This is a genomic window from Pseudomonas sp. B21-017, from assembly GCF_024749245.1.
GTDB lineage: Bacteria > Pseudomonadota > Gammaproteobacteria > Pseudomonadales > Pseudomonadaceae > Aquipseudomonas.
The window spans coordinates 379,581-398,055 of sequence record NZ_CP087194.1; the positions used below are offsets into that span (position 1 = coordinate 379,581).

14 protein-coding genes and 1 pseudogene are annotated in these 18,475 nt (G+C 61.1%); 13 read left to right on the forward strand and 2 right to left on the reverse strand.

Annotated elements, in window-relative coordinates; all coding sequences use genetic code 11:
• The first annotated feature begins 104 nt into the window (after window positions 1-104).
• The 13 genes from hutH (at window position 105) to LOY28_RS01780 (ending at window position 16,474) form a co-directional block, all read left to right on the forward strand.
• On the forward strand, window positions 105-1,643 hold the full coding sequence (hutH, locus tag LOY28_RS01720; RefSeq protein WP_018929179.1) for a histidine ammonia-lyase: 1,539 nt from the start codon (window positions 105-107) through the stop codon (window positions 1,641-1,643).
• An 82-nt stretch (window positions 1,644-1,725) separates the two neighbouring features.
• A complete protein-coding gene (locus LOY28_RS01725) occupies window positions 1,726-3,135 on the forward strand; it encodes an amino acid permease (protein WP_018929178.1) in 1,410 nt (469 codons plus the stop codon).
• Window positions 3,136-3,152: 17 nt separating this feature from the next.
• Entirely contained in the window at window positions 3,153-4,358 is a 1,206-nt protein-coding gene (gene hutI, locus LOY28_RS01730) for an imidazolonepropionase (RefSeq protein ID WP_258612978.1), read from the forward strand.
• 10 nt (window positions 4,359-4,368) lie between these two features.
• Window positions 4,369-5,172, forward strand: coding sequence for an N-formylglutamate deformylase (gene hutG / locus LOY28_RS01735; protein ID WP_018929176.1), 804 nt, complete (start codon window positions 4,369-4,371; stop codon window positions 5,170-5,172).
• A 327-nt stretch (window positions 5,173-5,499) separates the two neighbouring features.
• Window positions 5,500-6,447, forward strand: coding sequence for a choline ABC transporter substrate-binding protein (locus LOY28_RS01740; protein ID WP_258612979.1), 948 nt, complete (start codon window positions 5,500-5,502; stop codon window positions 6,445-6,447).
• Window positions 6,447-7,367 (forward strand): alpha/beta hydrolase, encoded by a 921-nt coding sequence (locus tag LOY28_RS01745; RefSeq protein ID WP_258612980.1) that lies wholly within the window; start codon window positions 6,447-6,449, stop codon window positions 7,365-7,367. The genes LOY28_RS01740 and LOY28_RS01745 overlap by 1 nt, the downstream gene beginning before the upstream one ends.
• A gap of 115 nt (window positions 7,368-7,482) precedes the next feature.
• Entirely contained in the window at window positions 7,483-8,454 is a 972-nt protein-coding gene (pip, locus tag LOY28_RS01750) for a prolyl aminopeptidase (protein ID WP_018929173.1), read from the forward strand.
• The gene (dtd, locus tag LOY28_RS01755) at window positions 8,451-8,888 is read left to right on the forward strand and encodes a D-aminoacyl-tRNA deacylase (protein ID WP_018929172.1); all 438 of its coding nucleotides are present in this window, start codon (window positions 8,451-8,453) and stop codon (window positions 8,886-8,888) included. The genes pip and dtd overlap by 4 nt, the downstream gene beginning before the upstream one ends.
• Window positions 8,889-9,208: 320 nt before the next feature.
• Complete coding sequence (locus LOY28_RS01760; RefSeq protein WP_026286649.1) at window positions 9,209-11,014, forward strand: glucan biosynthesis protein G; 1,806 nt, start codon at window positions 9,209-9,211, stop codon at window positions 11,012-11,014.
• Window positions 11,007-13,577: a glucans biosynthesis glucosyltransferase MdoH gene (gene mdoH / locus LOY28_RS01765; RefSeq protein WP_018929170.1), complete on the forward strand. Its 2,571-nt coding sequence runs from the start codon at window positions 11,007-11,009 to the stop codon at window positions 13,575-13,577. The genes LOY28_RS01760 and mdoH overlap by 8 nt, the downstream gene beginning before the upstream one ends.
• 231 nt (window positions 13,578-13,808) lie before the next feature.
• Window positions 13,809-14,606, forward strand: a complete 798-nt coding sequence (locus LOY28_RS01770) for a transporter substrate-binding domain-containing protein (protein ID WP_026286648.1) — start codon at window positions 13,809-13,811, stop codon at window positions 14,604-14,606.
• A gap of 181 nt (window positions 14,607-14,787) precedes the next feature.
• Window positions 14,788-15,747 (forward strand): amino acid ABC transporter permease, encoded by a 960-nt coding sequence (locus tag LOY28_RS01775; RefSeq protein WP_018929168.1) that lies wholly within the window; start codon window positions 14,788-14,790, stop codon window positions 15,745-15,747.
• Window positions 15,740-16,474 carry an amino acid ABC transporter ATP-binding protein gene (locus LOY28_RS01780; protein ID WP_007936789.1) on the forward strand — a complete coding sequence of 245 codons (735 nt, stop codon included), beginning with the start codon at window positions 15,740-15,742 and terminating at the stop codon, window positions 16,472-16,474. The genes LOY28_RS01775 and LOY28_RS01780 overlap by 8 nt, the downstream gene beginning before the upstream one ends.
• A gap of 80 nt (window positions 16,475-16,554) precedes the next feature.
• On the opposite strand, the gene LOY28_RS29975 is transcribed toward LOY28_RS01780, so the two are convergent.
• Together LOY28_RS29975 and LOY28_RS29980 are read right to left on the reverse strand one after the other, a co-directional pair.
• On the reverse strand, window positions 16,555-17,427 hold the full coding sequence (locus tag LOY28_RS29975; protein WP_408981044.1) for a methyl-accepting chemotaxis protein: 873 nt from the start codon (window positions 17,425-17,427) through the stop codon (window positions 16,555-16,557).
• Window positions 17,413-18,471 (reverse strand): annotated as a pseudogene (locus LOY28_RS29980) (methyl-accepting chemotaxis protein); the annotation flags it as partial. The gene LOY28_RS29975 and the pseudogene LOY28_RS29980, both read right to left, overlap by 15 nt.
• Window positions 18,472-18,475 lie beyond the last annotated feature (4 nt).

Sequence of the window (18,475 nt, forward strand, 5' to 3'; positions counted from 1 at the left end):
CCACCAGCGTGCCAAGGCGCGGCCCCTCCAAAAGGCGGGAAGCGACGGACAACGGATATCTCCGGAGCGTCTGGTTAGTTAATAAAAATGCTCTCAAAAGGAGAATGAATGTGACTGCGCTTAATTTGATTCCCGGCCAACTGAGCCTTGCCCAACTGCGTGATGTGTATCAGCAACCGGTCAAAATCACCCTCGACGAAAGCGCTTCGGCGCAAATCGAAGCCAGCGTTGCCTGCGTGGAACAGATCCTCGCCGAGAACCGCACCGCGTATGGCATCAACACCGGTTTCGGCCTGCTGGCCTCGACCCGCATCGCCAGCGAAGACCTGGAAAACCTCCAGCGCTCGCTGGTGCTGTCCCACGCCGCCGGTGTCGGCGAACCGATCAGCGACGCCTTGGTGCGGCTGGTCATGGTGCTCAAGGTCAACAGCCTGAGCCGTGGTTTCTCCGGTATTCGTCGTCAGGTGATCGACGCACTGATCGCGCTGATCAATGCCGAGGTTTACCCGCATATTCCTCTGAAAGGTTCGGTTGGTGCATCCGGCGATCTGGCGCCGCTGGCGCACATGTCGCTGGTGCTGCTGGGCGAAGGCAAGGCGCGTTACAAAGGTGAATGGCTGCCCGCCACCGAAGCGCTGAAAGTCGCCGGTCTGACACCGCTGACCCTGGCAGCGAAAGAAGGCCTGGCGCTGCTCAACGGCACTCAGGTGTCCACCGCCTACGCCCTGCGTGGCCTGTTCGAAGGCGAAGATCTGTTCGCCGGCGCACTGGCCCTTGGCGGCCTGACGGTCGAAGCGGTACTGGGCTCGCGCTCGCCATTCGACGCACGTATTCATGCCGCTCGCGGCCAGAAAGGCCAGATCGACGCCGCTGCCGCTTACCGCGATCTGCTGGGTGAGCGCAGTGAAGTGTCCGACTCGCACCAGAACTGCGAAAAGGTCCAGGATCCGTACTCCCTGCGCTGCCAGCCGCAAGTCATGGGCGCCTGCCTGACCCAGTTCCGTCAGGCCGCCGAAGTGCTCGCCATCGAAGCCAACGCCGTATCGGACAACCCATTGGTGTTCGCGGCTGAAGGCGACGTGATCTCCGGCGGTAATTTCCACGCCGAGCCGGTGGCCATGGCTGCCGACAACATGGCCCTGGCCATTGCCGAAATCGGCTCCCTGAGTGAACGCCGCATCTCGCTGATGATGGACAAGCACATGTCGCAACTGCCGCCGTTCCTGGTGGCCAATGGCGGCGTGAACTCCGGCTTCATGATCGCTCAAGTAACGGCTGCGGCACTGGCCAGCGAGAACAAGGCGCTGTCCCATCCGCATTCGGTGGACAGCCTGCCGACTTCCGCCAACCAGGAAGACCATGTGTCCATGGCGCCGGCTGCCGGCAAGCGTCTGTGGGAAATGGCCGAGAACACTCGCGGGATTCTCGCGGTGGAATGGTTGGCGGCGGCCCAGGGGCTGGATCTGCGCGACGGTCTGAAAACCTCGCCAAAACTGGAAAAAGCCCGTGCGATCCTGCGTGCTGAAGTGCCGTTCTACGAGAAGGACCGCTTCTTTGCGCCGGACATCAATGCGGCCAGTGAGTTGTTGGCGACGCGTTGCCTGAATGGCCTGGTGACGGCGAAGTTGTTGCCTAGCCTGTAATAGCTCCTTCCCTGATGATCGTTCCCACGCGGAGCGTGGGAACGATCATTTAGCGTCGAATAAGAATAATTAAGGACGAGAGATGCAACAGCCAGCAAAAGGTTTGAAACGCGGGCTCTCTGCCCGACATATTCGCTTCATGGCACTGGGGTCGGCGATCGGCACCGGGCTGTTTTACGGTTCTGCCTCGGCCATTCAAATGGCCGGCCCCGCGGTCCTGCTCGCTTACCTGATCGGTGGCGCGGCGGTGTTCATGGTCATGCGCGCCCTTGGCGAGATGGCGGTGCATAACCCGGTGGCCGGTTCATTCGGCCAGTACGCCAGCACCTATCTGGGGCCAATGGCGGGCTTTATCCTCGGTTGGACCTACGCATTTGAAATGGTCATCGTCGGTATGGCCGACGTGACCGCATTCGGCATTTACATGGGGTTCTGGTTTCCGGAAGTCTCCCGCTGGATCTGGGTGCTGGGCATCGTTTCGGTGGTCGGCGGCTTGAACCTGTGCAACGTCAAAGTCTTCGGCGAAATGGAGTTCTGGTTGTCGCTGCTCAAGGTCGCGGCCATCGTCGCGATGATCCTCGGTGGTTTCGGCATCATGCTGTTCGGCATCAGCAATGCGCCCGGTGCCCAGGCGACCGATATCAGCAACCTCTGGACCCAGGGTGGCTTCATGCCCAATGGCGTGGGCGGCTTGATCGCCTCGTTTGCGGTGGTGATGTTTGCCTTTGGTGGTATTGAAATCATCGGCGTTACCGCCGGTGAAGCCAAAGACCCGCAGCATGTGCTGCCTCGCGCGATCAATGCCGTACCGTTGCGAATCCTGCTGTTCTACGTGCTGACGATGCTGGTGCTGATGTCGATCTTCCCGTGGCAGCAGATCGGCAGCCAAGGCAGCCCGTTCGTGCAGATTTTCGACAACCTGGGGATCAGCTCGGCGGCGACCATCCTCAACATCGTGGTGATCTCGGCGGCGGTGTCGGCCATCAACAGTGACATCTTCGGCGCGGGCCGCATGATGTATGGCCTGGCTCAGCAAGGGCACGCACCGAAAGGCTTCGCTCGCTTGTCGCGCAATGGCGTGCCGTGGCTGACGGTGATGGTGATGAGCTGCGCGCTGCTGCTGGGTGTGTTGCTGAACTACCTGATCCCGGAAAACGTGTTTCTGCTGATCGCCTCCATCGCGACCTTTGCCACGGTGTGGGTCTGGCTGATGATTCTGTTCACCCAGGTGGCCATGCGTCGCTCCATGAGTGCCGAGCAGGTCGCACAATTGAAATTCCCGGTGCCGTTCTGGCCCTATGCGCCGATGGCGGCGATTGCCTTCATGCTGTTCATCTTCGGCGTGCTGGGTTATTTCCCGGATACCCAGGCGGCGTTGATCGTCGGCGTGGTCTGGATTGTGTTGCTGGTGCTGGCCTACCTGACGTGGGTCAAACCGGCGGCAGGCAAGGCGGTACCGGTGGAACAGGAACCCATTTTTTCTCATCGATAACCTAACGGAGGCCAAGGATGAAAACGCTCTGGCAACACTGCCACGTCGCAACCATGGCGCAAGGCGTCTACTCGATCATCGAGGATGCGGCCATCGTGACGTCCGGTGCGCACATTGAGTGGATCGGCCCACGCGCCGAACTGCCGGCCGGCGAGTACCCGGCGGTCAATGACTTGAGCGGGGCCTGGGTCACCCCGGGCCTGATCGACTGCCACACCCATACGGTATTCGGCGGCAACCGCAGCGGCGAATTCGAGCAGCGCCTGCAAGGCGTCAGCTACGCGGAAATCGCCGCTGCCGGCGGCGGCATTGCCAGCACCGTGCGCGCCACCCGAGCCGCCAGTGAAGACGAACTGTTCGCCAGCGCCGCCAAGCGTCTGAAAAGCCTGATGCGTGATGGCGTGACCACCGTCGAAATGAAATCCGGCTACGGCCTGGACCTGGCCAGCGAACGCAAGATCCTGCGGGTGATCCGCCGTCTCGGCGCCGAGCTACCCGTCAGCGTGCGCAGCACGTGCCTGGCGGCCCACGCCTTGCCGCCGGAATACACCGACCGCGCCGACGCCTACATCGATCACATATGCAGCGAAATGCTCCCGGCCCTGGCGGCCGAAGGGCTGGTGGATGCGGTAGACGCTTTCTGTGAATACCTGGCGTTTTCGCCAGAGCAGGTCGAGCGGGTGTTCGTCGCCGCGCAGAGCCTCGGCTTGCCGGTGAAGCTGCACGCCGAGCAATTGTCATCGCTGCACGGTTCGAGCCTGGCGGCGCGTTACCACGCACTGTCCGCCGATCATCTGGAATTCATGACCGAAGCCGACGCCATCGCCATGGCCAAGTCCGGCACCGTCGCGGTATTGCTGCCCGGCGCGTTTTACTTCTTGCGGGAAACCCAATTGCCGCCGATGGAAGCCCTGCGCAAACACGGGGTGAAAATCGCCATTGCCAGCGACCTTAACCCGGGCACTTCGCCGGCGTTGTCGTTGCGCTTGATGCTGAACATGGCCTGCACCTGCTTCCGCATGACCCCGGAAGAGGCGCTGGCGGGCGCGACTATTCATGCCGCCACCGCCTTGGGCATGGGCCAAACCCACGGTTCGCTGGAAGCCGGCAAGGTCGCAGACTTCGTCGCCTGGCAAATCGATCGTCCGGCCGACCTGTCGTACTGGCTGGGCGGCGACCTGGAAAAACGCGTCGTGCGTCACGGCGTTGAATCAAATCTGTAGGAGAGCGGTTGTGGATAAGGTTCTGAACTTCAAACAAGGCCGCGTGCCACTGCTGATCAGCATGCCCCACGCCGGCCTGCGCCTGACCCCGACGGTGGAAGCGGGGTTGATCCCCGACGCGAAAAGCCTGCCGGACACTGACTGGCACATTCCACGGCTTTATGAGTTCGCTGCCGAACTGGGCGCCAGCACCCTGGCGGCCGAGTACTCGCGGTTTGTCATCGACCTGAACCGGCCGTCCGACGACAAGCCTTTATATGTCGGCGCCACCACCGGTCTGTATCCGGCGACGCTGTTCGATGGCGTGCCGTTGTTCCGCGAAGGGCTGGAGCCGTCGGCTGCGGAACGGGCGACGTATCTGGAGCAGATCTGGACGCCGTACCACCGCACCTTGCAGGAAGAGCTGGCGCGGCTGAAAGCCGAGTTCGGCTACGCGCTGCTGTTCGACGCGCACTCGATCCGTTCGGTGATTCCGCACCTGTTCGACGGCAAGCTGCCGGACTTCAACCTCGGCACCTTCAATGGCGCCAGCTGCGATCCACAGTTGGCCACACAGCTGGAAGCGATCTGCGCGAAGCACACCGATTACAGCCATGTGCTGAACGGTCGCTTCAAGGGCGGTCACATCACCCGGCATTATGGCAATCCGGCCGAGAACATTCATGCCGTGCAACTGGAGTTGGGCCAGTGTACGTATATGGAAGAGTTCCAGCCGTTCCGTTATCGCCCGGATTTGGCCGAGCCGACGCAAGTGGTGCTCCGGGAATTGCTGCAAGGGTTGTTGGCGTGGGGCGAAAAGCATTACAGCGCGTAACCCCGTGGCGAACAGGCCTTTGTGGCGAGGGAGCTTGTCGGATCGCCGCACCGTCCCGCTCGGCGGCGAAGCCGTCGTAAACCCTGTTGGTCGGGCGTATCTGATGAAACTCGGTTGAATGGTTTGGGGGCAGCTTCGCAACCCAGCGGGAGCAAGCTCCCTCGCCACAGATTAGTGTTCGCCTTGGTAACGCATCAGGACAGTCGCCACCGTGCAAAACACGGTCGCCACAGGTCACTTTTGCCGACTCGGCGCTGCGTAACGTTGTGGGCACGGTGCACAAAGACACCGGGCCCACAATAATCTGCTGCCGAGCGAGCCTTCCCGATGAAACGACTGTTCAACCGCTGTCTGTTAATCCTCACCGGCACTGCTCTTCTGAGCACCAGCGTTTTCGCCAACGACCCCGCTTCCTGCAAGGCCGTGCGCATGGGCGTGGTCAACTGGACCGACGTCATTGCCACCAGCGGCATGGCCGATGTGCTGCTCAATGGCCTTGGCTATGAAAGCAAGCAAACCAGCGCCGTGCAGCAAATCATCTTCGCCGGCATCCGCGACAAACGCCTCGATATCTTCCTCGGTTACTGGAAACCGGCGATGGACAAGAACATCGCCCCGTTCGTCGCTGCCAATCAAGTGAAGGTCATGGACAAGCCGAGCCTGGCCGACGCCCAGGCAACGCTCGCCGTACCTGATTACGTCGCTGCCGCCGGCCTGAAAACCTTCGCTGACATCGCCAGGTTCAAGGATCAGTTGGGCGGCAAGATTTACGGCATCGAGCCAGGCAGCGGCGCCAACACCACCATCAAAACCATGATCGAGACCAACCGCTTCGGTTTGAAGGACTTCAAGCTGATCGAGTCCGGTGAGGCCGGGATGCTCGCCGCCGTGCAGCGGGCGGTCAATCGCAAGGAGTTCGTGGTGTTCGTCGGCTGGACCCCGCATCCGATGAACATCAACATGAACATCGCCTACCTGACCGGCAGCGAAGACGTCTATGGCCCGAACGAAGGCGCGGCGACCGTTTCCACCGTGACCGCGCCGGACTATGCCGAGCGTTGCCCGAACGTGAACCGTCTATTGGAAAACCTGACCTTCACCGCTGCCCAGGAAAGCCAGTTGATGGTGCCGATCATGGAGCGCAAGACGCCGCAGGATGTCGCCAAACAGTGGCTGCGTGATCATCCCGAAGACCTTCAGCGCTGGCTGGCGGGTGTCAGCAGTTTCGATGGCAAGGATGGCGTGGCAACCGTTCAGGCCAGTTTGAAACCCTGATGGCCGCGTATCCACTCTCTGAACATATGGCGGCTTTCGTCGAGAAAACCCTCAGCTTCAACAGCACCGACAGCAGCCTCGCCGGTATGCGTCAGGCCTACAGCGAGATGTGCCGGGCGTTTACCCCGCCACATCCCGCGGGGCTTGAGGTGGTCGATCTCGAGTTGGCGGGAGTGGCGGTGCGCGCCTGGCAACCGCCGGTTCCGCCGCCGACCAACGGTTGGCCCTGCATTGTGTATCTGCATGGCGGCGGTTGGGTGGTGGGGGATCTGGACTCCCACGACTTCATCTGCGCCGAACTGGCATCGGTGCTCGGTGTGTTGGTGATCGCCGTCGATTATCGGCTGGCGCCGGAGCATCCGTTTCCAGCGGCGTTCGATGACTGCCTGAGTGTCTGGCGTGCGTTGCGCACGGGGCCGTTTCAGCTCGACCCGGCGCGGACGCTGGTGGCCGGCGACAGCGCTGGCGGCAACCTTGCCGCTGCGCTGTGTCTGGCCTTGCGCGATGCCGGCGAACCGGCGCCTTGTGCGCAGGTGCTGATCTATCCGGGCCTGGGCGGTGATCACCGGTTGCCATCACGCGGCGAATGCGCCGACGCGCCATTGCTCAGCAGCAGCGATCTGGATTGTTATCACACGCTGTACCTGGGTGGTGTCCGTCAGCCAACGGCCTATGCGATGCCCTTGCTCGCCGCCGACTTCAGCGGCCTGCCGCCGGCGCTGATCGCTGTGGCGCAGTTCGATCCGCTACGCGATGACGGCGTGCTTTACGCCGGGCGACTCAACACCGCCGGCGTGAGCGCAATGCTTTATTACGGTCAGGGGCTGGTTCACGGGTGCTTGCGGGCGCGGGGGCAGGTTGCCGAGGTCGACCGACTCTATGAAACCCTGCTCGGCTATTTGGCTGACAAGACGGGCTGACAAGCGCTGACGCTGCAAGGGGCATGCTCATTGAAGTAATTCGGGTTTATGATGCCGGACGGCAGAATAATAGAAGTCCCTACAGGGATGACCTCGACCCCTTACGGAGCGCGCAATGCAGACTTTGTACCCGCAGATCAAACCCCACGCCCGGCACGATCTGGCCGTCGATAAAACCCATACGCTGTATGTCGACGAAAGCGGTTCACCGGAAGGTTTGCCGGTAGTGTTCATTCACGGCGGCCCTGGCGCCGGGTGTGATGCGCAGAGCCGCCGGTATTTCGATCCGAACCTGTATCGCATCGTCACCTTCGACCAGCGCGGTTGCGGTCGCTCCACGCCCCACGCCAGCCTTGAGAACAACACCACCTGGGATCTGGTCGCCGATCTCGAGCGGATTCGCAAGCACCTGGGCATCGACAAATGGGTGCTGTTCGGCGGTTCCTGGGGTTCGACTCTGGCCCTGGCTTACGCGCAAACCCACCCGGAGCGCGTGCACGGTCTGATTCTGCGCGGGATTTTTCTCTGCCGTCCCCAGGAAATCGAGTGGTTCTACCAGTGTGGCGCCAGTCGCCTGTTCCCCGATTACTGGCAGGACTACATCGCGCCGATCCCGCTGGACGAGCGCGACGACTTGCTCACGGCATTCCACAAACGCCTGGTCGGCAACGACCAGATCGCCCAGATGCATGCGGCCAAAGCCTGGTCCATCTGGGAAGGCCGCACCGCGACCTTGCGTCCGAACCCGCTGGTGGTCGATCGTTTCTCCGAACCCCAGCGTGCGTTGTCCATCGCCCGCATCGAATGCCACTACTTCACCAACAACGCTTTCCTTGAGCCGAATCAGCTGATCCGCGACATGGGCAAGATCGCCCATTTGCCCGGCGTCATCGTCCATGGTCGCTATGACGTGATCTGCCCGCTGGACAACGCCTGGGAACTGCATCAAGCCTGGCCGAACAGCGAACTGCAGGTGATCCGCGACGCCGGCCATGCGGCGTCCGAACCGGGGATCACCGATGCATTGGTGCGCGCCGCCGATCAGATGGCCCGTCGCTTGCTCGACCTGTCGCCTGACGAAGCATGAAGGCCCTGCTGCAACGCGTGCGCGGCGCGCGAGTCGAGGTCGCGGGAGAGGTGGTTGGTGCGATAGATCAGGGGTTGCTGGTGCTGGTGGCGGTCGAACCCGACGACACGCAGGCCAGCGCCGACAAACTTCTGCATAAACTGCTTAACTATCGAGTATTCAGTGACGCCGAGGGCAAGATGAATCTGTCCTTGGCTGACGTGGACGGCGGGTTGTTGCTGGTCTCGCAGTTCACCCTGGCCGCCGATACCAAAAACGGGTTGCGTCCGAGTTTTTCGACTGCAGCCCCCCCGGCCTTGGGCGAGGCGCTGTTCGACTATCTATTGGGCAAAGCGAAACAGGTGCATGGCACTGTGGCATCAGGTAGATTCGGCGCGGATATGCAGGTGCACCTGGTCAATGATGGCCCGGTAACCTTCCTGTTACAGACGTGAAAGCGCTTGAAACATGTTTTTAAGGGCATTTCGGCTGAAAACAGAGGCTTTTCCCGATAAATACTTGCTTCCCCCTGATGCGTTGTAACGCGGCCTACTAGATAATCGCGCGCTACGGGGATCAGCGTTCGTTGGTCCATTTTGACTTAGGTAGAGACTTGTCCGCGGCCTGTTGGGGAATCATTTTGCCCCATGGGAGTCGGAACAATGCTCGCCAACTTGGCAAGAGTGGTCCGCAGGGTCGGTTTTTTCCACCGTACACCGTGCTGGCACTTTAACTGGCCGTTGGTTTTTTGATCTGTTTTCGGCGAGGGTTGCTCGTGATTGTTAGTCCCTGTAATGCACCAAAATTGTCTGCCAAACGGTTTCGAAATGCTCTGGTAGCGGGCTCTGCACTGCTCTGCCTGTTCAGCGCCGGCCAGCTTTGGGCATTCAATCTGGATGACGTATCGGTCAAGGCAAAAGAGCTGGCCGGGCAAAAATACGAAGCCCCGCGCAGTAACCTGCCGAATGAATTTCGTGAAATGAAATTCGCGGATTATCAAAAAATCCGCTTCCTCACCGAAAAAGCCGAGTGGGCTAACCAGAAAACCCCATTCAAGCTGTCGTTCTATCACCAGGGCATGCACTTCGATACGCCGGTGAAAATCAACGAAATCACGGCCAACACCGTCGAAGAGATCAAATACGACCCAAGTCGTTTCGATTTCGGCGATATGAAGTTCGATCCTAAAGCCACCGAGCAGCTGGGTTATGCCGGTTTCCGTGTGCTCTACCCGATCAACAAGGCCGACAAGCAAGACGAAATCATGACCATGCTCGGCGCGAGTTACTTCCGCGTCGTCGGCAAGGGCCACACCTATGGCTTGTCCGCTCGCGGCATGGCCATCGATACCGCCTTGCCGTCCGGCGAAGAGTTCCCGCGTTTCACCGAGTTCTGGATTCAGCAGCCGAAGCCGGGCGACAAGCACCTGGTGATCTTCGCCCTGCTGGATTCGCCGCGCGCCACTGGTGCCTATCGCCTGACCCTGCGTCCGGGCAGCGACACGGTCGTCGACGTCAAGGCCAAGATGTTCCTGCGTGACAAGGTCACCAAACTTGGCGTTGCGCCGCTGACCAGCATGTTCCTGTTCGGCGCCAACCAGCCGTCGAAAGTGCTGAACTACCGTCGCGAACTGCACGACTCCAGCGGTCTGTCGATCCATGCCGGCAACGGCGAATGGATCTGGCGCCCATTGAACAACCCGAAACACCTGGCCGTGAGCAACTTCTCGATCGAGAACCCGCGCGGTTTCGGCTTGCTGCAACGTGGCCGTGACTTCAGCCACTACGAAGACCTCGATGACCGCTACGACAAGCGCCCAAGTGCCTGGATCGAGCCGAAAGGCGATTGGGGCAAGGGCTCCGTCGATCTGGTGGAGATTCCTACCGCTGACGAAACCAACGACAATATCGTTGCTTTCTGGAGTCCGGAAAAACTGCCAGAGCCTGGCCAACCCCTGGACGTCGCCTATCGCATGCACTGGACCATCGACGAAGCCGCCCTGCATTCGGCGGACAGCGCCTGGGTTCAACAGACCCTGCGTTCCACGGGTGACGTGAAGCAGTCGAACCTGATTCGTCAGCCGGACGGCAGCGTGGCCTACCTGGTGGATTTCCAAGGTCCGTCCCTGCAAGACTTGCCAGAAGATGCTGAAGTACGCAGCCAGGTTAGCGTTGGCGACAACGCGGAACTGGTCGAGAACAGTGTCCGTTACAACCCTGAAACCAAGGGCTGGCGCCTGACCCTGCGGATGAAGATCAAGGATCCGGGCAAGTCCACTGAAATGCGTGCAGCACTGGTCAAGACCATCACGCCGGCCGAGACGATCAAGACCACGGCGCCAGCGTCCAGCTCTTCCGTTGCCAAGGCCGACAAGATCGCCGCCAAGCAGCAGGAGAAGAAGGACAAGGAGGCCAAGCAAGCTGAAGCGCAAGCCCAGCAAGTCAAGGACACCAAGGACAAGGACAACAAAGACGCCAAGCAGCCTGTCGCTGCCGAAGCGGCCCCTGCCACACCGGAATCGGCACCGACTGAACAAGTCCTGACCGAGACCTGGAGCTATCAGTTGCCTGCCGATGAGTAATTCACAAGTACAGCCACAAACGCTTGCCGAGTACCTGGCGCATTTGCCGATGACCGACGAGCAGCGCGCGGAACTCGCGGGCTGCAAGTCTTTCAGTGAGTTGCACGAACGTCTGTCGTCCCAGGCGTTCGACGCGCCAACCGATGCCGCCCAGGCGTCGGTCGGGCGGCGCCTGACCCTGAACACCGCCGAAGAGCTGGCGGATGCGCAAATGTTGGGACTCGACGCCAGTGGTCGGGTTTGCCTCAAGGCAGCCCCGCCGATCCGTCGGACCAAAGTCGTTCCGGAGCCATGGCGCACCAATATCCTGGTGCGTGGCTGGCGTCGGCTGACCGGTCGCACCAACCCGCCGAAGCCGCCGAAAGACGAGAACGTGTTGCCAGCAGCTCGCTGGCGCACCGTCGGTTCGATCCGTCGTTACATTCTGTTGGTGCTGATGCTTGGTCAGACGATCGTCGCCGGCTGGTACATGAAAGGCATCATGCCGTACCAGGGCTGGTCGTTCGTCGATCTGGAAGAAGTCCTGCACCAACCGCTGCTGCAAACTGCGGCCCAGGTGCTGCCTTACGTGTTGCAAACCAGCATCCTGATTCTGTTCGGGATTCTGTTCTGTTGGGTGTCGGCCGGTTTCTGGACCGCGCTGATGGGCTTCCTCGAGTTGATCACCGGTCGCGACAAGTACCGCATTTCCGGCGCCAGCGCCGGCAACGAGCCGATCGCCAAGGACGCACGCACCGCATTGGTGATGCCGATCTGCAACGAAGACGTGCCGCGGGTGTTCGCCGGTTTGCGGGCGACCTTCGAGTCGGTTGCAGCCTCGGGTAACCTGGATCGTTTCGACTTTTTCGTGCTCAGCGACAGTAACGACGCCGATATCTGCGTCGCCGAACAGCAGGCCTGGCTGGACGTCTGCCGTGAAGCCAAGGGCTTCGGCAAGATCTTCTACCGCCGCCGTCGTCGTCGCGTAAAACGTAAAAGCGGCAACCTCGACGACTTCTGCCGTCGTTGGGGCGGTGACTACAAATACATGGTCGTGCTCGACGCCGACAGCGTAATGAGTGGCGAATGCCTGAGCAGCCTGGTGCGCCTGATGGAAGCCACGCCGGACGCCGGGATCATCCAGACCGCGCCGCGTGCGTCGGGCATGGACACCCTTTATGCGCGTATGCAGCAGTTCGCCACCCGTGTGTACGGTCCACTGTTCACCGCTGGCCTGCACTTCTGGCAGTTGGGCGAATCCCACTACTGGGGCCACAACGCGATCATCCGCATGAAGCCGTTCATCGAGCACTGCGCCCTGGCGCCGTTGCCCGGTAAAGGCGCGTTCGCCGGTGCGATTCTGTCCCACGACTTCGTTGAAGCGGCGCTGATGCGCCGTGCCGGCTGGGGCGTGTGGATTGCCTATGACTTGCCGGGCAGCTACGAAGAACTGCCACCGAACCTGCTGGACGAACTCAAGCGTGACCGTCGCTGGTGCCACGGCAACCTGATGAACTTCCGGCTATTCCTGGTCAAGGGCATGCACCCGGTACACCGTGCGGTGTTCCTGACAGGCGTGATGTCTTACTTGTCGGCGCCGTTGTGGTTCTTCTTCCTCGTGCTGTCGACAGCCCTGCTGGCGACCAACACGCTGATGGAGCCGCAGTACTTCCTGGAACCGCGCCAGCTCTATCCGCTGTGGCCACAATGGCACCCGGACAAGGCGATCGCACTGTTCTCGACGACTATCGTGCTGCTGTTCCTGCCGAAGCTGCTGAGCATCATCCTGATCTGGGCCAAAGGCGCGAAAGAGTTCGGTGGCAGGTTCAAGGTGACGCTGTCGATGCTGCTGGAAATGTTGTTCTCCATGCTGCTGGCGCCGGTGCGGATGATTTTCCACACCCGTTTCGTGCTCGCCGCGTTCCTCGGCTGGGCCGCGACCTGGAACTCGCCGCAACGTGACGACGACTCCACGCCGTGGAGCGAAGCGGTCAAGCGCCACGGTCCGCAAACCTTGCTGGGTTTCTTCTGGGCGTTGCTGGTGATCTGGCTGAACCCGAGCTTCCTCTGGTGGCTGGTGCCGATCGTCGGTTCGCTGATGCTGTCGATTCCGGTGTCGGTGATCTCCAGTCGTGTCGGCCTGGGCCTGAAGTCCCGTGACGAGAGCCTGTTCCTGATTCCTGAGGAATACAATCCGCCGCAGGCATTGCTGGCGACCGATCAGTACACCCACGAAAACCGCTGGCATGCACTGCACGACGGCTTCGTCCGGTCGGTGGTCGATCCACAGCAGAACGCGTTGGCGTGTGCGCTGGCGACGTCTCGTCACCGTCAGGCCGAGCCGATCGAATGGCTGCGCATCGAGCGGGTTCGCCATGCGATGAAGGTCGGGCCTGAAGGGCTGACCAACAACGAGCGCGTGGCCCTGCTGAGTGATCCGGTGGCACTGGGTCGCTTGCATGAGCAGGTCTGGAGCGAAGGCCATGCCGAGTGGCTGCAGGCCTGGCGCACTTCGGTGGATGCCGATCCGCATGCGCCGCTGTTGCCGCTCAAGCCGTTGAGCGTGCAGCCTCAGTTGGCATAATGAAAAACCCCGCGAAAGCGGGGTTTTTTTTTGTGCTGATGATCGCTCCCGTGTTCTGCGTGGGAACGATCAAACAAATCTCCCTCAACCCCTTGTGCAAACGGCCGAGTGCGTTAGCATCCGTCCCCGAATTGGTGCGCCCGGACAACTTTCTGTTCGTATCTGCCGGTTTCCCAAAGGAAACCTGCGGTTTGCGTGCCTCACAATGCGATGGGTTTTGGGGACTTGAAGATGAAGAAGTATCTGTCGATGCTGCTGGTCGGCGTCACGGCATTGGTTGCAGTCAGCGCGGCGCAGGCCGGTGCCATCGATGACGCGGTCAAGCGCGGCACGCTGAAAGTCGGCATGGACCCGACCTACATGCCGTTCGAAATGACCAACAAGCGCGGCGAAATCATCGGCTTCGAAGTCGACATCCTCAAAGCCATGGCCAAGGCCATGGGCGTCAAGCTGGAAATGGTATCCACCGGCTACGACGGCATCATCCCGGCCCTGCTGACCGACAAGTTCGACATGATCGGCAGTGGCATGACCCTGACCCAGGAACGCAACCTGCGCCTGAACTTCAGCGAGCCCTTCATCGTGGTCGGCCAGACACTGCTGATCCGCAAGGAGCTGGAAGGCACCATCAAGTCCTATAAAGACCTGAATACCGCCGACTACCGCATCACCTCCAAGCTCGGCACCACCGGCGAGATGGTCGCCAAAAAACTCATTTCCAAAGCCAAGTACCACGGCTACGACAATGAGCAGGAAGCGGTGCTCGACGTGGTCAACGGCAAGGCTGACGCCTTCATCTACGACGCGCCTTACAACGTCGTGGCGGTGAACAAGGTCGGCAACGGCAAACTGCTGTTCCTCGACAAGCCGTTCACCTATGAACCCCTGGCTTTCGGCCTGAAGAAGGGCGACTACGACAGCCTCAACTTCATCAACAACTTCCTGCACCAGATCCACGAAGACGGCACCTACGATCGCATCCATGACAAGTGGTTTAAAGACACCGCCTGGCTCAAGGACATGGAATAACACCGCCTTTGTGGCGAGGGAGCTTGCTCCCGTCCGACTGCGAAGCAGTCGTAAATCGATTGACTCGTTTTACCCGACGTTGCGCGGTGGCCGATTTCAGGGTTGCTGCGCAACCCAGCGGGAGCAAGCTCCCTCGCCACAGAGGGAGCGGGCGCCCTGATCGTTATGGATTTGCCTTTAAATGAAACAGAAAAAAGCCCAATGGCCCTGGCACGTATTAACCGTGCTGGTGCTGATCGGTCTGGCTGGCGCGTTGTACTACGCCACCTCGCTGATGTCCTACGAATGGCGCTGGAACCGTGTGCCGCAGTACTTCGCCTACCACGCCGAAGAGTCCCAGCGCGCGGCCGACATCTCCACCGTCAGTGAGCTGGTGCGCAAGGGCAGCAAGGCTGAAGTCACCCTGCGCAATGATGCAGGGGATGAGCAGCACCTGACGGTTGACGACAACAGCCTGCAAGTCGCGCAAGGCGATGATGTGGCCGAAGGCGATGTGATCGGCGTGACCCGGCATTGGGCCGCCGGCCCGCTGCTATGGGGGCTCTGGACCACGTTGTGGTTGTCCCTGGTGTCTGGCGTGCTTGGCCTGCTGATCGGCCTGGCCACCGGGCTGTGCCGCCTGTCGAACAACCCGACCCTGCGCGACCTCTCGACGATCTACGTCGAGCTGGTGCGCGGTACGCCGCTGCTGGTGCAGATTTTCATTTTCTACTTCTTCATCGGCACCGTGATGAACCTCTCCCGGGAGTTCGCCGGGATCGCCGCGCTGTCGCTGTTCACCGGCGCCTACGTGGCGGAGATCATCCGCTCTGGCGTGCAATCGATTGCACGCGGCCAGAACGAAGCGGCGCGCTCCCTCGGTTTGAGCGGTGGCCAGTCGATGCGCCACGTGGTGCTGCCACAAGCGTTCAAGCGCGTGCTGCCACCGCTGGCCGGGCAGTTCATCAGTCTGGTCAAGGACACCTCGCTGGTGTCGGTGATCGCGATTACCGAACTGTTGAAAAGCGGTCGTGAAGTCATCACTACCTCGTTCTCGCCGTTCGAAATCCTGTTCTGCGTGGCCGGGTTGTACCTGTTGATCAACCTGCCGCTGTCGAAAATCGCCAGTCGGCTTGAGCGGAGGCTCGCGCAAAGTGATTGAAGTCCGCGATCTGATAAAAGTCTTCGACACCCGCGGCCAGGTGGTTCGCGCGGTGGACAACGTCACCACCCAAGTGGCGAAGGGCGAAGTATTGGTGGTGATCGGCCCGTCCGGTTCCGGCAAGTCGACCTTTCTGCGCTGCCTGAATGGCCTGGAAGCGTTCGACTCCGGTTCGGTGAGCATCGACGGTCTGCAACTGGCCGACCCGAAAACCGACGTCAACGCCTACCGCCGCGAAGTCGGCATGGTGTTTCAGCATTTCAACCTGTTCCCGCACATGACCGTGCTGGAAAACCTCTGCCTGGCCCAGAAAGTCGTGCGCAAGCGCGGCAAGAAGGAGCGCGAGGCCAAGGCCATGGTGTTGCTGGAAAAGGTCGGTATCGCTCAGAAGGCCCACGAGTTTCCATCGCGCCTGTCCGGTGGTCAGCAGCAGCGCGTGGCCATCGCTCGGGCGTTGGCGATGGAGCCGAAGGTCATGCTGTTCGATGAGCCGACGTCGGCGCTCGACCCGGAAATGGTCGGTGAAGTGCTGGATGTGATGAAGACCCTGGCCGTGGAAGGCATGACCATGGTTTGCGTCACCCACGAAATGGGCTTCGCCCGGGAAGTGGCGGACCGGGTGCTGTTCTTCGATCACGGCAAATTGCTGGAAGACGCCTCACCGGCCGAGTTCTTCGATGCACCGAAGGATCCCCGTGCGCAGGCATTTTTGCGCCAGGTTTTGTAACCGCATTGCCCAAAAAAGATCGCAGCCTTCGGCAGCTCCTGCAGGCTGCCGAAGGCTGCGATCTTTTTGCTTTGTGTGGGTTAAACCTTGAACCTGCCCACCAGCATCTGCAAATGCGTCCCCAACCGCGCCAGCTCGACGCTGGAGGCCGCGGTCTCTTCACTCGCGGCCGAGGTCTGCTCGGACACGTCACGCACGTTCAGCACGCTGCGGTTGATCTCTTCGGCCACCGCGCTCTGTTGCTCGGCGGCAGCGGCGATCTGCTGGTTCATCGACTGGATCGCCGACACGGTACGGGTGATGCTTTCCAGTGAGTCACCGGCACGGCGGGTCAGTTCGACGCTGCTGTCGGTCAGGTTGCGGCTGTTGTCCATGATGGTCGCGACTTGCTGAGTGCCGGTTTGCAGGCCGACGATCAGCTCTTCGATTTCTTCGGTGGACTTCTGGGTACGCTGGGCCAGGCTGCGGACTTCGTCGGCGACCACCGCAAAGCCACGCCCGGCTTCACCGGCGCGAGCGGCTTCGATGGCGGCGTTGAGCGCCAGCAGGTTGGTTTGCTGGGCCACGGATTTGATCACGTCGAGCACGCTGCCGATCTTGTCGCTTTCGCGCTTCAGGTCGCCCATGGCAGCAGTGGAATTGCCGACTTCGAGGGCCAGGCGCTCGATCTGGGCGATGGCTTCGCCGACCACCCTGTCACCCTCGCGGGCCTGCTGGTCGGCGGCGACGGCGGCTTCGGACGCTTCCTCGGCATTGCGCGCGACTTCCTGCACGGTGGCGGTCATTTCGTGCATGGCGGTGGCCACCTGATCGGTTTCGACCTTCTGACTGTTGACCCCGGCGCTGGTCTGCTCGGTAACGGCAGACAGTTCTTCAGCGGCGCTGGCGATTTGGGTCACGCCGTCGCTGATGCCGCCGATCAGCTCCCGCAGGCCCAGGGTCATACTCTGCATGGCGCGTTGTAGCTGGCCCAGTTCGTCCTGGCGCTCGGAAATCAGGTTGTGGCTCAGGTCGCCCGCGGCGACACGCTCGGCCACTTTCAGGGTCTGGCTCAGGGGAATGACAATCTGCCGGGTGATGGCCCAGGCCGCGAACAGGCCAAAGGCCGACGCCAGGACGGTGGCCATCAGCAGCAGATTCTTGGCATGCGCCGTATCGGCGTCACGCACTGCGGTTTGCGAGGTGGTGAGCTTTTTGCTGACGTCGAACAGAATGTCGCCCTGGGCGCTCATGCGTTTGAAGGCAGCAGCGCTGGCGACCTGGGAGTCGCGGAACTGGCTGACAGCCGCGCGATAGGCCTTGAGCGAGTCGGTCGCCTGTTGCAGGTTGGCGATGTGTTGCTCCGGTAGTTTGGACGGCAGGCTTTCGAGGTTTTTCAGGGCGTTGTCGATGGCGTCCAGCGCTGGCTGCTCGGCCTCGGGTTTGCCGCTGTAGGTGTAGCCGCGGACCTGGAAGCGCGCCTGCTGGATCAGCTTGCTCAGTTCGATCACGCTGTTGAATTGAGCGACGCTGTCGCCCTGCAGCATGGATTTTTCGACTTCAGCGACGCGGGCCACGGCGTTATCGGCGGTGGCGCCCAGTTTGCTGCGAGCATCTTCGCGAGCGACGGTGGCCTGGGTCAGATCGGTGAAGGCGCGTTTGTACTCGCTGATGGCGGCCACTTGCTGGTCGATCAATGCCACGTCGTCAGGTTGTTCGATCAGTGTGCGGGCGGTTTTCAGGCCAGCATCGATTTTGCCGATCAGCTCGTTGACGGCGCCCGGTCCTTGTTCGCCACGGCGCATGTCGTAGTCCAGACGGGCGAGGCGCAGGTCTTTGGTCAGCTCATTGAGGCTGGAAATAAACCCGAGCGTGTCGCCACGGCTGATCACACCGCTCAGGCCGGTCCAGCCGGTGAAGGTGATCAACAAGGTGAGAAGCAGCACCAGACCGAAGCCGACACCCAGTTTGCGATTGACGCTTACGTTCCCCAGTTTCTCGGCTAGCCAACGGTACATGCTG

Bases quoted from the DNA above. Each gene is read 5' to 3' on its own strand.
- mdoH (WP_018929170.1), top strand. From the start codon at position 11,007: ATGAGTAATTCACAAGTACAGCCACAAACGCTTGCCGAGTACCTGGCG.
- dtd (WP_018929172.1), top strand. From the start codon at position 8,451: ATGAAGGCCCTGCTGCAACGCGTGCGCGGCGCGCGAGTCGAGGTCGCG.
- LOY28_RS01770 (WP_026286648.1), top strand. From the start codon at position 13,809: ATGAAGAAGTATCTGTCGATGCTGCTGGTCGGCGTCACGGCATTGGTT.
- LOY28_RS01740 (WP_258612979.1), top strand. From the start codon at position 5,500: ATGAAACGACTGTTCAACCGCTGTCTGTTAATCCTCACCGGCACTGCT.
- LOY28_RS01775 (WP_018929168.1), top strand. From the start codon at position 14,788: ATGAAACAGAAAAAAGCCCAATGGCCCTGGCACGTATTAACCGTGCTG.
- LOY28_RS01725 (WP_018929178.1), top strand. From the start codon at position 1,726: ATGCAACAGCCAGCAAAAGGTTTGAAACGCGGGCTCTCTGCCCGACAT.
- LOY28_RS01745 (WP_258612980.1), top strand. From the start codon at position 6,447: ATGGCCGCGTATCCACTCTCTGAACATATGGCGGCTTTCGTCGAGAAA.
- hutH (WP_018929179.1), top strand. From the start codon at position 105: ATGAATGTGACTGCGCTTAATTTGATTCCCGGCCAACTGAGCCTTGCC.
- hutI (WP_258612978.1), top strand. From the start codon at position 3,153: ATGAAAACGCTCTGGCAACACTGCCACGTCGCAACCATGGCGCAAGGC.
- LOY28_RS29975 (WP_408981044.1), bottom strand. From the start codon at position 17,427: ATGCAGAGTATGACCCTGGGCCTGCGGGAGCTGATCGGCGGCATCAGC.
- pip (WP_018929173.1), top strand. From the start codon at position 7,483: ATGCAGACTTTGTACCCGCAGATCAAACCCCACGCCCGGCACGATCTG.